Raw genomic sequence first — 13,718 nt, forward strand, 5'->3', positions numbered from 1 at the left:
CGCGGCGGATCAGTAATCCTTCTCGAAGAACAGGCCGATGCCGCTATCCCCCGCCGAGCCGACCGAGCCGCGCGCCGTGATGTTCGAGGTCACGTCGAGGTTCAGGTTCAGCGTGGTTTCCCCAGTGCCGTCGATCGCCACATCGGTATAGACGTTGTCGGACAGGTATTTCCCCGCCTTCACCGTGGCGTTGCCGGCGTCATCGGTGCCGACGTCGAGGTCATCCAGCCCGAAACTCTCGCGCAGCCGCGACATGATCCCCGCGCCGCCCTTGCCCGCCAGCGAGGCGACCGAGGATGCAAGCTGCGCCGCCTGAAGCGCGGACAGGTTGCTCAACCCCTTGTTGAACAGCAGCCGCGCCAGAACCTCTTCCTCCGGCAGTTCGGGGGAGGAGGTGATGGACAGCGTCGGTTCCGTCGCCTCGCCCTCCAGCGTCAGGGTGATCGACACGTCGTCCTGCGTGGTCGTCGCGGCGAACTGGATCCATGGCACCATCGCGCCTTGCAGGGCGACATTCCCCTCGGTCAGGTCGAACCGCTTCGCCAGAATGTCGAGCCGCCCGCGCACCAGCCCGAAATGCCCGATCGGGATGATGTTGTTCGTCGTGCCCGTCAGCCGGATCGAGCCGCCCAGTTCCGCATCCAGCCCGCGCCCGCGCACAAAGATCGCCCGCGGCGCATCGACCGTCACGTTCAGCCGGTAGCCCACGCCGCCGCCGCCCGAGGACTGCGTGTCGCCGCCCACCAGCCCCGCCCGCGTCCGGGTGACAAGCGATGTCCGCCCCTCGTGCACATGGGTGATGTCGGGGATTTCCGCGGTGCCGCCCATGCCGCCCGAGGGCACGCGGATTTCCGTCTCGTCCAGCGTCAGCCCCCCGGCGATCAGCGCCCCGCCGGTCAGCGGCCCGGAGACCGTCAGCGCACCCGAGATCCGGGTGTCATACAGCGACGGATCGCGCAGATGCGCGCCGTTCAGCACCACCCGCAGATCGGCGGGATAGGCGCCCGACAGGGTGATCGGCCCGTTGACGGTGATCGTGCCGCCGTCGCGCAGCGCGAGGCTGCCGCCCAGCTGCGCCCGACCCTGCGCCAGATCCGCGCCGATGTTGATGTTCTGCATCACGATGCCGACCGAGGGGATCACCATCCGCGCATTCTGCGTCGCCACCCGGCCCGACAGCGCATTCAGCCCCGGCGCGCCGTTCAGCCGCAGATCGAAGGTCAGCGGCCCCTCGATCGACTGCGGCGCGATGAAGGCATTGGCCAGCGCCGTTTCCGTGCGCCCCGCGATCGCCAGATTGGCGGTCGAGCCATCGGCCGCCACCGTGCCCGAAACCGTGGCCTGCGTGCCGCCCGGCCCCGCGCCGCGCAGATCGACGGCGTAATTGTTGCCGCTCTGGTTGACCGTGCCGTTGACCGTGACCGGACCCGACAGGTTCGGCGCGAACATCGCGGCATTGGCGAGCCGCGCGGAGACCGTCAGGTTCTGCCCCGTGCCGCCGTCCTGACCCTGCGCCGACACCTGCACCTGCGGGTTCTGCACCGACAGGTTGCGCAGGCGGAAGATGTCGCCCTGCTGCGCGGCCTCGACCGCCAGCGTCGAGGTTCCGGCCAGCAGCTGGTCCACCGTCGCATTGCCGATCGCCACATTCGCCGCGGTGCCGTTTGCGGCATAGACACGCTGGTCGCCCTGATCCTTCATGCTGGCGGTCAGGTTCGCGGTGCCGCGATAGCCGCCGCCCAGCACCGACATGTCGGAAATGGCGACCCGTGCGGTCAGATCGCTCGCCCCCGTCGCCAGCAGGCCCGAGGCCTCGGCGCTCAGGGTGCGGGCATTGGCGGTCAGCGACCGGATCGTCAGCCCCTTTTCGTCACGCAGGACCGAGCCGTCGATCCGCGCCGTTCCGGCAAGGATGTTGTCCACCTGCGCCTGACCGATCTTGATATCCTGCCCGGTCAGATGCGCCGCCATGTCGAAGGCCCCGGTCAGCAGCGTCGCCGTGCCGTCGATCCGCCCCGCCACCGCGCCCGACAGCGGCATCCCGGAAATCCTTGCGTAGTTCGACAGGTTGCGGGCGTTCAGGTCCAGCCCCGCCGTCAGGTCGATCCCCTCGGACAGGTTGTCAAAGCTCAGATCGCCCGCAAGCGTCAGGTCCTTGCCGGTCAGGTCGAGCCCGGTGAACCGCAAGGGGGCGCCCTTGCTCCAGCTGAACCCGGTCGCGCCGGAAACCGCCGTGCCCACCGCATCGGCAAGCGCCGGATCCGTCAGCGCGATCCCCTGCCCGGCGAAACGCACGTTGCCGTCGACGGCCGGGGCGTCGGGGTTCTGGCTGATCGTGCCCGATCCGCTCAGCACCACCTGACCCAGCCGCATTTCCGTCCGCGCGATGTCGTTCACCGTGCCGTCGAGCGTCCAGCGATCCGATTGCGCGCGGTCGTAGGTCAGCGCGACATTGCCGTCCTGCACCCAGGTCTGCTCGCCCGAGAGGGGCAGCAGCACCGGCTCGCCCGAGGCGAGGCCAAGCCGCGTCGTCAGGTCGAACTTCTCCGGCAGGCCCGAGGCCTGCAGATCCAGCGCGCCCTTCAGCGAAAAGGCCGCCGCATCGACGGAAAGATCGCTCAGGCTGATGGCGCCATCGGCGCTGCGCGCGCCGTTCGCCACAAAGGTCGCCGCATTGCCGAAGAAGGCGCGATATTCCTCGGGCAGCATCGGGGTGACGTCGCCCGCCAGATCGGCGGCGAATGTGTTGTCGGGGGCGGCGCCTTCAAGCTGCGCAGGCCGCGTGCCAAGCGTGACCTTGCCGCTCAGCCGCGGCTGGCCATCCGTGCTCAGCACGATATCCGAGGAGAAATCGTCCAGCTGCCCCGAGCCCGCCACCGCCAGCGTCAGCGCCGGATTGCCGGGCAGGCCGATCTTCTTCGACACGATCCCGCCCGCGCCTTCGTCCACCAGCAGGTCGAGCGTCAGCTGCCGCGTGTCATTGATGAAATCCCCGGTGAAGGAGAAATCGCCCTTGGTGCCGTCGATGCGGTTGACCTTGATATCGGCCTTGCCCTCGCCGCCCGCCAGCGACATGGACCCGTCGAGGCTGAAGGCCAGATCCTCGCCCAGAACGGGCGCGCCGATCGCCAGCCGGTCGGCCTTGATCGTGCCGATATTCACCGAAACCGGCAGTTCGGGCAGGGAAAAGGGCGTCGCCTCCGGGCTGGGCGCGGCGTCGGCCTCGTCCGCGACCGGCAGGCGGGCTAGGTCGATCTCGGCGGCCGACAGCTCGCGGATCTCGATCCGGCCGGTCAGGATGGCGGCGCGGCTCCAGGCCATGGCGCCGTTGCGGATCGTCAGCCAGACGCCCTGATCGTCGGCGATGGTCAGCTGGTCGAAGGTCGCACGCGACGACAGCGCGCCCCTGAACCCGTCGAGCCGGATGGTGCGCCCCTTCGAGGACAGGTTGTCCTCGATCAGCCCGGTCAGGTAGGACCGGTCACGGCTGGTTTCGTCCTCCTGCGCCTGCTGGGTCTGCGGCGGGGTGGTGGTGTCCTGCGCGGCCACCGGCAGCGGCAGCAGAAGCATCGCGATGAGAGCCAGTTTCCGCATCAGAAGGCCTGCCCGATTCCAAGATAGATCTGCGCGCCGTCGCCGGTCGAGCCGCTGACCGGCCCGGCAAGATCGAGCCGGATCGGCCCGATGGGCGTCGCGTAGCGCAGCCCGACCCCCGCGCCCGACTGCCATTCGCCCGAGTCGTTGAAATAGTCGTCGGTGCCGACATAGCCCGCGTCGTAGAAGGCGACGACGCCGATGCTTTCGGTCAGACCCGCCCGGAATTCGCCCGAGAAGGCCGCGAAGCGCCCGCCCCCGGTTTTCAGCGTGCCGTTTTCCAGCACCCGAACGCCAAGCGACTGGTAGGGCTGGCCGCGCACCGTGCCGCCGCCGCCCGAATAGAACAGGTAGTCGCGCGGGGTCTTTTCAAGGCTCGGCCCGAACACGCCGCCGATCTGCGCCCGCCCCGCCAGAACGAAGCGCCCCTCCGCGCCGAAGGCCTTGTAGGCGCGCAGGTCCGAGGTGAGCTGCATCCCCGATCCGGTGCTGTCGCCCAGCCCGTAGAAGGGCGTCGCGCCGACCCGGCCGTAATAGCCGCGCTTGGCGTCGAACACGTTGTCGCGGTTGTCCCACAGCAGGAACGACGGCCACGAGATCTGCCGGTAGATCGTGTCGCCGGAATCGTCCGTCACCTTCTGCCAGTCGTATTGGATGGCGACCTGCCCACTGAGCCGTTCGTTGAAGATATGCGCAAGGCCGACCCCCACCGAATAGGCGTCCTGCGTGTAATCCTCTTCATGCGTGCGGGCGACGGTCGAGGTGACGAAGGCCGAAGTGTCCGGCGAAAAGGTCGCCGGCCGGTCGAGCCGCACGCCGAGCGAATAATCCGTGCCCCCCGTGGTGCCGCCGATGCCCGAGATTTCGGCGTCCCACCGCAGCCTTTCGCCGCCGCCCAGAAGGTTGCGGTGCAGCCAGTAGGCCGACAGCGTCAGCCCCTCGGACGAGCCGTATTCGATCCCCGCGCCCATGCGGCGGCGGCGTTCCTCGACCACGGTCAGATCGCCGTCGAGCAGGTCGCCGTCGCGCAGCTTGTCCGCCTCGACCAAGGTGACCGAACTGAAGATGCCGGTGCGGCGCAGGCGGGCGCGGACTTCCTCGATCCGCTCGGGGGTGTAGCGCCGGCCGGTCGGATAGCCGGCGATTTCCAGCAGGCGTTCGGTGCGCAGGCGCTGATTGCCGCGCGCATGCAGGATGCCGAAATGCGCCTCCGGCCCGGGGTCGAGCACGATGTCCGACGAGACCGTTTCGGTGCGGTGATTGGCGGTGATCTGCTGCTGGCGGACGGCGGCCTTGGCGTGGCCATCCTCGCGCCAGGCATCGACCCCGGCCCTTGCCGCCGCGATGATCGTGCCCGATCCCGCCGTTTCGCCCTGCCGATAGCCCGAGGGCAGCTGCGTCCCCCCGGCAAGCGGCCCGATCGCGGCGCGGGCAAAGGTGAAACGCGGGCCGGGCAACACGCGGATGTCGATACGGCCGATGGCCTGCGGCGCGTCCATCGGCTCAATCCCCGCCGCCTCGCGCCCATCGAGCAGGATCGAGATCGACCCGGCGTAATAGCCGCGCGCGTAAAGCACGCCGATGATGCGTTCGTAATCCGCCCGGGCCGAGGCGAACAGGTCCTGCGCCCCGGTTTCCTCGTCGCTGCGCATCGCGTCGCGCGTCAGCGACGCGCCCTTGATCGCATCGGCGATGTCGTCCGACACGCCCGGCACTTCGAAACTATATGCAGGTTTCGCCTCCGCCGAGAGAGCGAATGTCAGGGCGAAGAGCCCGGCAGACAGAAATACGGCAGAACGAAACACCTGCGCCCCCATGTTCTTTTTCCAACAAGATGCAGCTTTGCCGCGGGATTGCCAGAGCCGCCGGCACAGGATCGCGCATTTTTCCGGCGAAGGGGGTAAAACCCGCGGCATGTATCGGGAAACGGAGGGCGCGGAGGGGGCCAGCCCCCTCTTGGCCTGCGGCCAATTCACCCCCGGGATATTTATGGAAAAACGACGACAGGAAGTCTTCCCTGATGAACGCGGACCCGTTCGTGCAGCACGCCCGGAACCACCGGAAACGGCCTCCCGTCCGAGGGCGGGAATTTCGGGAGCTGTCAGCCGCGCGGCAGGGGGTGGAAGATACGGTCCATATGCTCGTTAAGGTAGATCGACAGCCACGGGGTGAAGCGCGCGGGGTGGCGGCGGACCTCGGCCACCAGATCGTAAAGCCCGATCCAGCGGGTTTCGGACACTTCGGCGGGATCGGGGGTGATGGTCATGCCGCGGGGCGCGTCGGCGAGGAAAATGTCAACCACCTCGTGTTCGGTCAGCCCGTCGCCCACATCGGCGCGATATTCGACCTGCCCCGACTGCACGGGACAGAGCCCGGTGATCCCCAGTTCCTCGCGCAGGCGGCGGGTCGCGCAATCCCGGGGTGCCTCGTCCCAATGCGGGTGGGTGCAGCAGGTGTTCGCCCAAAGACCGGCGGAATGGTATTTCCCCGCCGCCCGGCGTTGCAGCAGCACCTTGTCGCCGTCCATCACGAAGACCGAAACCGCCTTGTGCCGCAGCCCGCGCCGATGGACGGACAGCTTTTCCACCGGCGTCAGAACGCCATCGACCCAAGCGGGGATCAGATCCTCGGTCATTCTCCGGTCCGCCCTGAAAGCACCACCGCCGCAGGATGCCCGCGGCGGCGGGATCCGTCACCCGGTCAGCATGTCGCAGGACGCCGCCCGCGACCGCCGGACCGCGATCACGAAACGCTGGTCGGCTGTTGCTGCTGCGCCTGCGCGCGGCGGGCCAGTTCGTTGCGATACAGGCCGACGAAGTCGATCGGCTCGATGTTGAACGACGGGAAGCCGCCGTCGCGGGTCACGTCGGACACGATCCGGCGCACGAAGGGGAACAGCTGGCGCGGGCATTCGATCAGCAGGAAGGGGTGAAGCTGTTCTTCGGGAATCCCCTCGATATGGAAGACCCCGCCATATTCGACCTCGAGGATATACAGCGTGGCCTTGTCCGCCTTGTTCGAGGCGGTGACCTTCAGCTTGATGATCACGTCATACTGGTTTTCGACGGGACGCTTGCGCGCATCGAGGTTGACGGCCAGCGCCATTTCCGGCTGCACGTCGGTCGCCTGCACGCCCTTGATCGCGACGGCGTTTTCAAACGACATGTCGCGCACGTATTGCGCCAGGATCTGCATCCTGACCTGGGTCATGCCCGGTGCGGGGGCGCCATTCGGAACTTGTTCGGTCATCGGTCTCTCCTGAATACTTGGGCGGGGGTGTAGCACCGCGACCGCGATGCCTCAATCGTTCAGTGCCGGGCATTCAGTGTCGGGTCCAGCCCGAAGGCCCGCGGGGCGGCAGGCTGTCGGGCTCGATCTCATGAAAGTCGCCGTCGATGACACCCGGCCCCTCGGCCCGCGAATCAAAGCCGTTGCCGCGGGCGGCGCGGTAGCCGAAGCCCTGCACCTGCACCCTTTTGCCGATCATCCGGCGCACCAGCGCCCGCACCGGCGGCAAAAGCAGCAAGATCCCGCAGGCGTCGGTGAAAAACCCCGGCAGGATCAACAGCATCCCGGCCAGAACCGTCATCGCGCCATTCGCCAGCGGCCCGGTCGGATCGCGCAATTCCTCGGTCGCCTGGCGCAATTCGTTCACGGCGCGCAGGCCCTGCGCCCGAATCAGCAGCCATCCGGCCACCGCCGTCAGCACGACCCAGCCAAGCGTCGCCCACAGGCCAATCCGCGAACCGATCACCACAAACAGGGCGATCTCGATGAGAGGGAGGGCAAGAATGCCCGGAACGAACCACATATCAGCCTTTCCGGGCGCTGGTGGACTTGATTGCGCCCTTCGCATACATAGGTGGAGAGAAAGCTCGAAATTACCAGAGATTCAGTCAGGAACCGCGCAAAAGTCATGTCAAGTGCCGTAATCCAGCTCATCGTCCTTGCCGCGATCGCGATCTTCCTGATTCTGCGTCTGAAGAACATTCTGGGCACCCGCGACGGATTTGAAAAGCCGATCACCATGGACCGGCCCGATCCGGTGCGCCCCGTCGCCGACGACATCATCGAACACGGGCCGGACCGCGACATCGTGGATCACGTGCCCGAAGGCTCGGATTCCGCGCTGGCACTGGCCGCGATGAAGCGCGAGGAACCCGATTTCAGCGTCGGCGATTTCCTGCAAGGCGCGCGCTCGGCCTATGAAATGATCCTGATGGCCTTTGAAACCGGCGATCTGGAAAAGATCCGGCCGTTCCTGTCCCCCGATGTCTACGCGGCCTTTGAAGGCGCCGTGGAGGCGCGCAAGGCCCGCGGACTGGCGGTGCATGCGGAATTCCTTGGCCTGCGGGAGCTGGTGTTGCAGAACGCCACCTTCGATCCGGCGACGAAAGAGGCCGAGCTGACCATCCGTTTCGGCGGGGAACTGCTGTCCTCGGCCAAGGATGCGGAGGGCAATGTGGTCGAAGGCGATGCCCGCACGCCGCGCAAGCAACGCGACATCTGGACCTTCGCGCGCAAGATGGGCAGCGCCGATCCGAACTGGCAGCTCGTCGCCACTGGCGGCTGAGCCGTGCGACGGCTTGGCTTTCATGAAATCCCGTTTTGGGACGAAGACGACCACGCCGCCGCATGGGCGGCGTTTGCCGTTGATGCGCCGCGGCTGACGGCGAAGGGGGCGAAGATGGCCTTCGAGATCGGTTTCGAGCCGGTCGAGGTCACCGAGCCCGGCGCCGCCCGCTTCACCGGCTATTACGAACCGGAGCTGGCGGCGTCGCCGGTCCGCTCGGCGGCCTTTCCCGCCCCGCTCTATGCCATGCCCGAGGGCCTGCCCACGCCATGGCACACGCGGGCGGAGATCGTTGCGGGCGACCTGCTGGCCGGGCGGGAAATCGCCTTTGTCGAAAGCGCGATCGAGGCGTTTCTGGCGCAGGTCCAAGGCTCGGTCCGGCTGCGGATGCCCGATGGCGCGGTGCTGCGGCTGGGATATGCGGGCAAGAACGGCCATCCCTACGCCTCGATCGGGCGCGAACTGGTGCGGCGCGGCGTGGGTCCGGCCGAACGGATGACGCCCGATGCGATCCGCGACTGGTGCGCCGCCAACCCGGATCAGGTCGCGGACCTGCTGAACACCAACCCCTCTTTCGTCTTCTTCCGCATCCTCGACCTGCCGCCCGAAACGGGGCCGATCGGGTCGATGGGCCTGCCGGTCACGCCGGGGCGCAGTCTGGCGGTGGACCCCGAGGTGATCCCGCTGGGTGCGCCCGTCTGGATCGACTGCCCGGGCTTCGGCGCGCGGCTGATGGTGGCGCAGGATACCGGATCGGCGATCCGGGGGGCGGGACGGGGCGATATCTTCATCGGCTCGGGGAGCGAGGCCGGGCGGATCGCCGGCGCGATCAACACGCCGGGCCGGATGATCTGGCTCAGGAGGCGGGGATGAAACGCCGCCGCGGCCTGTCCGAGGAGGATCGCGAACTCTGGTCGCGGGTCGCCGCCTCGACCCATGCGATGCATCCGAAACAACCCGATGCGCCTGCGCCCGCGAAGGGCAACCTCATGCCGCCGCCCAAGGCGCCGAACCCCGCATTGCGCCCCTTTCGCCCCGGCGAGAACGCCCCTACGCCCAAGACGACGCATGACCTCGTCCCGCCGATCGGCGAGGATCTGGCCCGCCAGCCGGTGGCGATGGACAGAAAGGCGCACCGGGCCATGACCCGCGGCAAGCTGGAACCCGAGGCACGGCTGGACCTGCACGGCATGACACTGGCCGAGGCGCACCCGCGCCTGATCCGTTTTGTCCTGTCGTCGCAGGACCGGGGGCACCGGCTGATCCTGATCATCACCGGCAAGGGCAAGCGCGCGCAGGACGACGGGCCGATCCCGGTGCGCACCGGCATCCTGCGCCATCAGGTGCCGCAATGGCTGCGTCTGCCGCCGCTCGCCTCGGTCGTGCTGCAGGTGACCGAGGCGCATCTGAAGCACGGCGGCTCGGGCGCCTATTACATCTATCTGCGCCGGCTGCGCTGATCAGTTGATCGCATCGCCGATCGCCTCCAACGGCTGCAGGACGATCTGCGTCGCATTGCGCACGGTCAGCGCGGCGCGGGCGAAGGGATCGTGGTGGCGCGACTGATCGCGTTCCAGCGTCTTCGCCAACCCCTGCGAGCCGCGCAGAAGCCGGATCAGCGCCGGCGAATTGCCGATGTTGAAATGCCCGCCCCGCGTGTCATAGGCCGCCGTGTCGATCATCATCACCCGCAGGTCGGCCACCGGGTTGATGTCATGCAGGTTGCCAAGCCGCGTATCCTCGCCCGCGACCCGCGCCGAAAGGCCCAGCGCCCGGTCCCGCTGCGAGGTGAAGACGATGAAAGGCTGCGGCAGCGCGCCGATGTCGCGCGCCTGCGAACGGAACACCCCCACATCGATATCGGGCGAGATCAGAACCACCCCCGCGATCCGGCCAAGCGTCGCGCGGTCGCCCTGCAACGCCAGTTGCCGCAGCGCCTCCATCGTCAGGAAGCCACCCATCGAATGGCCGACGAGGATGATCCGCTTCGCCCCGGCGGCGCGGACCTCATGCAGCAGATCGGTCAGCCCGTCGCGGGAAAACAGCACGGAATCGTGATCGTAGGCATAGCCCATCACCTGCGCGCGCGACGGCCATGCGTAATGGACCAGCGCGCCTTCCAGATCGAAATCCGCCGCAAGCTGGGTGAAGCGGAACAGCCCCTCGGCGAAATTGGTGTTGTAGCCGTGGACGAAGACCACCGCCTCGCCGCCCGAGCGGGCAAGCTGCCGGCGCAGGTCGGCGCGGAAGGCGGCATCGGTGCGGAACTGTTCCGAGCGCGCCACAAGGAAGTCGCGGCGCGGGTCGATGCTGCGCCGCGGATTGGGAATCTCCAGCGTGCCGGGCTGATGGTCGGGCGGCACCGCCACGTCGAAGCGCGCCAGCCGCAGCGCCTCGGACCGCTTCCAGTCGAAGCTGGCCGGATCGCCCGCCGCCGGCGCGCGGGTGGAGCCCACGAACACCGGCAGGGTGCGCGCCTCGGGCAAAGGCCCATAGGCCAACTCCCCACGCGGCGAACAGCCGGCCAGGACGACCGCGATCACAAGGACGAAACTGCGCAATGCCGGGGCCTCCCTGGGACAGCGAGCCGCGCGCCCCGCGATCAGAGCACGTAACGGCTCAGATCCGCAGAGGCGGCGAGATCCCCCAGATGCTTATCGACGAAAGCCGCATCTATCGTGACAGTCTGGCCCGGACGGTCGGGGGCGGTGAAGGACAGTTCCTCGAACACCCGTTCCATCACCGTGTAAAGCCTGCGCGCCCCGATATCCTCGACCGAGCGGTTCACCTCGGCCGCGATGCGGGCCAGCGCGGCGATGCCGTCCGGGGTGAAGGTCACGGTGACCTCTTCCGTCGCCATCAGCGCGACATACTGACGGGTCAGCGCATTGTCCGTTTCCGTCAGGATGCGGGTGAAGTCGTTCTCGGTCAGCGGTTGCAGCTCGACCCGGATCGGCAGGCGGCCCTGAAGTTCGGGCAGCAGGTCCGAGGGCTTGGCGATGTGGAACGCGCCCGAGGCGATGAACAGGATGTGATCGGTCTTCACCGCGCCGTATTTCGTGGAAACCGTCGTGCCCTCGATCAAGGGCAGCAGGTCGCGCTGCACCCCTTCGCGGCTGACATCGCCGCCGCGCACATCGGCGCGGGCGCAGACCTTGTCGATCTCGTCGATGAAGACGATGCCGGATTGCTGCACGGCTTCCAGCGCCGCGGCCTTCACCGCCTCGTCGTCCAGAAGCTTGTCGGCCTCTTCGGAAATCAGCAGATCGTAGCTTTCGGCCACGGTCATCTTGCGCCGCACCCGGCGCGCGCCGCCGAAGGCCTTGAACAGGTCCTGAATGCCCTGCATCTGCATTTCCATGCCCGGCGGGGCAAAGACCCCGGCCTGCGGGCCGGATGTGTCGGCGACCTCAAGCTCGATCACCTTGCCGTCCAGCTCGCCGGATTTCAGCTTGGCGCGGAACAGCTCGCGCGTGCTTTCGCGCGCGTCAGGGCCAGCGATCGCCGCAAGCACCCGTTCCTCGGCGGCCGCATGGGCGCGGGCCTTGACCTCCTCGCGCATCCGGGCGCGGGTCTCGATCACCGCGGCATCGGCGAGGTCGCGGATGATCTGCTCGACATCGCGGCCGACATAGCCCACCTCGGTGAACTTCGTCGCCTCGACCTTGAGGAAGGGCGCCTTCGCCAGCTTTGCCAGACGGCGCGAGATTTCGGTCTTGCCCACCCCGGTCGGCCCGATCATCAGGATGTTCTTGGGATAGACCTCCTCGCGCATCTCGGGCGCAAGCTGCTGGCGCCGCCAGCGGTTGCGCAGGGCCACGGCGACGGCACGCTTGGCATCCGCCTGCCCGATGATGAAACGGTCGAGTTCGGAAACGATTTCGCGGGGGGTCAGATTGGTCATTTGGCGATGCTTTCGACGGTGACGTTGCCGTTGGTGTAGACGCAGATCTCGGCGGCGATGGACATCGCCTTTCGGGCGATCGCCTCGGCGTCCAGATCGCTGTCGATCAGCGCGCGGGCGGCGGCGAGCGCATAGTTTCCGCCCGATCCGATCGCCGCGATGTCATGTTCGGGTTCCAGCACGTCGCCCGCGCCGGTCAGGACGAACAGCGCATCGCCATCCGTCACGATCAGCATGGCTTCCAGATTGCGCAGGTATTTGTCGGTGCGCCAGTCCTTGGCCAGTTCGACGCAGGCGCGGGCCAGTTGCCCCGGCGCGGCCTCGAGCTTCTTTTCCAGCCGTTCGAGCAGGGTGAACGCATCCGCCGTGGACCCGGCAAAGCCCACCACCACGTCGCGCCCGCCGGGGGCAAGGCGGCGCACCTTGCGCGCCGTGCCCTTGATGACCGTCTGGCCCAGGCTCACCTGCCCGTCGCCCGCAACCACCACGCGCCCGCCCTTGCGCACGCCGATGATCGTCGTGCCATGCCAACCGGGAAATCTGTCTTCCGCCATTCGAACCTCCGTTTGCGGCAGATATGAGCGTCCGTCGCCGCGGGTGCAACCCTGCCCCCCTTGCCTGATCCCCGCGCAGGCGCATAACCTCCGGCCATGACGACACGTGAAACCCTGACGATCTATCTGGACCCGGCGACGCTCCGCCGGGCGGAGCGGGGCGAGCACAATTTCTTCGCCCGCCTGCGCGGCGCGGTCGAGGGGCGGGGCTGGCGGGTGATCTTCGCCGAAAACACGCTTGCCAACCGGCTCGCCGCGCCGGGGCGGCCGGGATATGCCCTTTGGCACATGGAAGAGCCCACCCATGACCGCGCGCTGACCTGCCGGCGGCGCTATCTGGGCGCCTTCTGGAACATCGAGGCGGTGGCCGCCCGCTGGGACTGGCCGATCGTGGCCGAGCCCTTCGACCCGGATACGGTCCCCGATACGGCCGGGTCCTTCGTCGCCGGCTGGCGCAGGCGGCTCTGGCCCGAGGGGATCGAGACGCGCGACGACGGCCATATCTTCATGCCGCTGCAGGGCCGGCTGCTGGACCATCGCGGCTTTCAGTCGATGAGCCCGCTCGGCATGATCCGCCAGACGCTTGCGCACAGCGGGCGGCCGGTCATCGCCACGCTCCATCCGAACGAGGATTATTCCGCCGATGAAATCGCGGCACTGGAAACCCTCGCGGCGGCGCATTCCCGGCTGACGGTGCGGCGGGACGGGTCGATGGAGGCGCTGGCCACCTGCAACCGGGTGGTGACGCAGAACAGCGCGCTGGCGCTGCACGGATATTTCCTGCGCAAGCCCGCCGTGCTTTTCGCCCGGATCGACTTTCACCACATCGCCGGCAGCGTGCCCCGCGACGGGCTCGACGCCGCCTTCGCGCCCCGCCCCGCGCCGGCGTTCGACCGATACCTGTATTGGTTCCTGCAAATGCGCTCGATCAACGCCGGGCGGCCGGAATGCGAAGACCAGATCCTTGCCACCCTGCGCGGACATGACTGGCCACTCTGAAGCACGCGCGTGCCGTAACGATCTTCCTGCCGTCGTTTTTCCATAAATATCCCGGGGGTGAATTGGCCGAAGGCCAAGAGGGGGCTGGCCCCCT

At 67.8% G+C, this 13,718-nt stretch carries 12 protein-coding genes; 4 read left to right on the top strand and 8 right to left on the bottom strand.

Features of this window, described 5'->3' with window-relative positions; translation table 11 throughout:
- Positions 1–9 precede the first annotated feature (9 nt).
- The 5 genes from D2T30_RS13125 to D2T30_RS13145 form a co-directional block, all read right to left on the bottom strand.
- A complete protein-coding gene (locus tag D2T30_RS13125; RefSeq protein WP_128209221.1) occupies positions 10–3,594 on the bottom strand; it encodes a translocation/assembly module TamB domain-containing protein in 3,585 nt (1,194 codons plus the stop codon).
- Positions 3,594–5,300: an autotransporter assembly complex protein TamA gene (locus tag D2T30_RS13130; RefSeq protein WP_241651267.1), complete on the bottom strand. Its 1,707-nt coding sequence runs from the start codon at positions 5,298–5,300 to the stop codon at positions 3,594–3,596. Before D2T30_RS13130 ends, D2T30_RS13125 begins: the two co-directional genes overlap by 1 nt.
- Before the next feature lie 395 nt (positions 5,301–5,695).
- Positions 5,696–6,229, bottom strand: coding sequence for an isopentenyl-diphosphate Delta-isomerase (idi, locus tag D2T30_RS13135; protein WP_128209223.1), 534 nt, complete (start codon positions 6,227–6,229; stop codon positions 5,696–5,698).
- Positions 6,230–6,336: 107 nt separating this feature from the next.
- Entirely contained in the window at positions 6,337–6,843 is a 507-nt protein-coding gene (secB, locus tag D2T30_RS13140; protein WP_128180407.1) for a protein-export chaperone SecB, read from the bottom strand.
- A 73-nt stretch (positions 6,844–6,916) separates the two neighbouring features.
- On the bottom strand, positions 6,917–7,405 hold the full coding sequence (locus D2T30_RS13145) for an FxsA family protein (protein WP_128209224.1): 489 nt from the start codon (positions 7,403–7,405) through the stop codon (positions 6,917–6,919).
- Between the two features lie 105 nt (positions 7,406–7,510).
- Between D2T30_RS13145 and D2T30_RS13150 the strand changes: the two genes are divergently transcribed.
- The 3 genes from D2T30_RS13150 (at position 7,511) to D2T30_RS13160 (ending at position 9,627) form a co-directional block, all read left to right on the top strand.
- Positions 7,511–8,167, top strand: a complete 657-nt coding sequence (locus tag D2T30_RS13150; protein ID WP_128209225.1) for a Tim44/TimA family putative adaptor protein — start codon at positions 7,511–7,513, stop codon at positions 8,165–8,167.
- Between the two features lie 114 nt (positions 8,168–8,281).
- The gene (gene mltA / locus D2T30_RS13155) at positions 8,282–9,040 is read left to right on the top strand and encodes a murein transglycosylase A (RefSeq protein WP_128209226.1); all 759 of its coding nucleotides are present in this window, start codon (positions 8,282–8,284) and stop codon (positions 9,038–9,040) included.
- Positions 9,037–9,627: a Smr/MutS family protein gene (locus D2T30_RS13160; protein ID WP_128209227.1), complete on the top strand. Its 591-nt coding sequence runs from the start codon at positions 9,037–9,039 to the stop codon at positions 9,625–9,627. The genes mltA and D2T30_RS13160 overlap by 4 nt, the downstream gene beginning before the upstream one ends.
- Here the strand turns inward: D2T30_RS13160 and D2T30_RS13165 are convergent, their stop codons facing one another.
- Genes D2T30_RS13165 through hslV form a run of 3 tightly spaced genes read right to left on the bottom strand, consistent with a single transcriptional unit; the run spans position 9,628 to position 12,625 of the window.
- Positions 9,628–10,728: an alpha/beta hydrolase gene (locus D2T30_RS13165; protein WP_128209228.1), complete on the bottom strand. Its 1,101-nt coding sequence runs from the start codon at positions 10,726–10,728 to the stop codon at positions 9,628–9,630.
- Positions 10,729–10,769: 41 nt separating this feature from the next.
- Positions 10,770–12,071: an ATP-dependent protease ATPase subunit HslU gene (hslU, locus tag D2T30_RS13170; RefSeq protein ID WP_128180395.1), complete on the bottom strand. Its 1,302-nt coding sequence runs from the start codon at positions 12,069–12,071 to the stop codon at positions 10,770–10,772.
- Entirely contained in the window at positions 12,068–12,625 is a 558-nt protein-coding gene (gene hslV / locus D2T30_RS13175) for an ATP-dependent protease subunit HslV (protein WP_128180393.1), read from the bottom strand. The genes hslU and hslV overlap by 4 nt, the downstream gene beginning before the upstream one ends.
- Before the next feature lie 96 nt (positions 12,626–12,721).
- On the opposite strand from hslV, the gene D2T30_RS13180 reads away from it, so the two are divergent.
- On the top strand, positions 12,722–13,624 hold the full coding sequence (locus D2T30_RS13180) for a hypothetical protein (protein WP_128209229.1): 903 nt from the start codon (positions 12,722–12,724) through the stop codon (positions 13,622–13,624).
- The last annotated feature ends 94 nt before the right edge of the window (positions 13,625–13,718 follow it).

It is taken from the genome of Paenirhodobacter populi (genome assembly GCF_004022215.1).
GTDB classification, from domain to species: domain Bacteria; phylum Pseudomonadota; class Alphaproteobacteria; order Rhodobacterales; family Rhodobacteraceae; genus Rhodobacter; species Rhodobacter populi.

Coding starts and splice junctions, on each gene's coding strand:
- D2T30_RS13125 (WP_128209221.1), bottom strand. CDS start 3,594: ATGCGGAAACTGGCTCTCATCGCGATGCTTCTGCTGCCGCTGCCGGTG.
- idi (WP_128209223.1), bottom strand. CDS start 6,229: ATGACCGAGGATCTGATCCCCGCTTGGGTCGATGGCGTTCTGACGCCG.
- secB (WP_128180407.1), bottom strand. CDS start 6,843: ATGACCGAACAAGTTCCGAATGGCGCCCCCGCACCGGGCATGACCCAG.
- D2T30_RS13145 (WP_128209224.1), bottom strand. CDS start 7,405: ATGTGGTTCGTTCCGGGCATTCTTGCCCTCCCTCTCATCGAGATCGCC.
- D2T30_RS13150 (WP_128209225.1), top strand. CDS start 7,511: ATGTCAAGTGCCGTAATCCAGCTCATCGTCCTTGCCGCGATCGCGATC.
- mltA (WP_128209226.1), top strand. CDS start 8,282: ATGGCCTTCGAGATCGGTTTCGAGCCGGTCGAGGTCACCGAGCCCGGC.
- D2T30_RS13160 (WP_128209227.1), top strand. CDS start 9,037: ATGAAACGCCGCCGCGGCCTGTCCGAGGAGGATCGCGAACTCTGGTCG.
- hslU (WP_128180395.1), bottom strand. CDS start 12,071: ATGACCAATCTGACCCCCCGCGAAATCGTTTCCGAACTCGACCGTTTC.
- hslV (WP_128180393.1), bottom strand. CDS start 12,625: ATGGCGGAAGACAGATTTCCCGGTTGGCATGGCACGACGATCATCGGC.
- D2T30_RS13180 (WP_128209229.1), top strand. CDS start 12,722: ATGACGACACGTGAAACCCTGACGATCTATCTGGACCCGGCGACGCTC.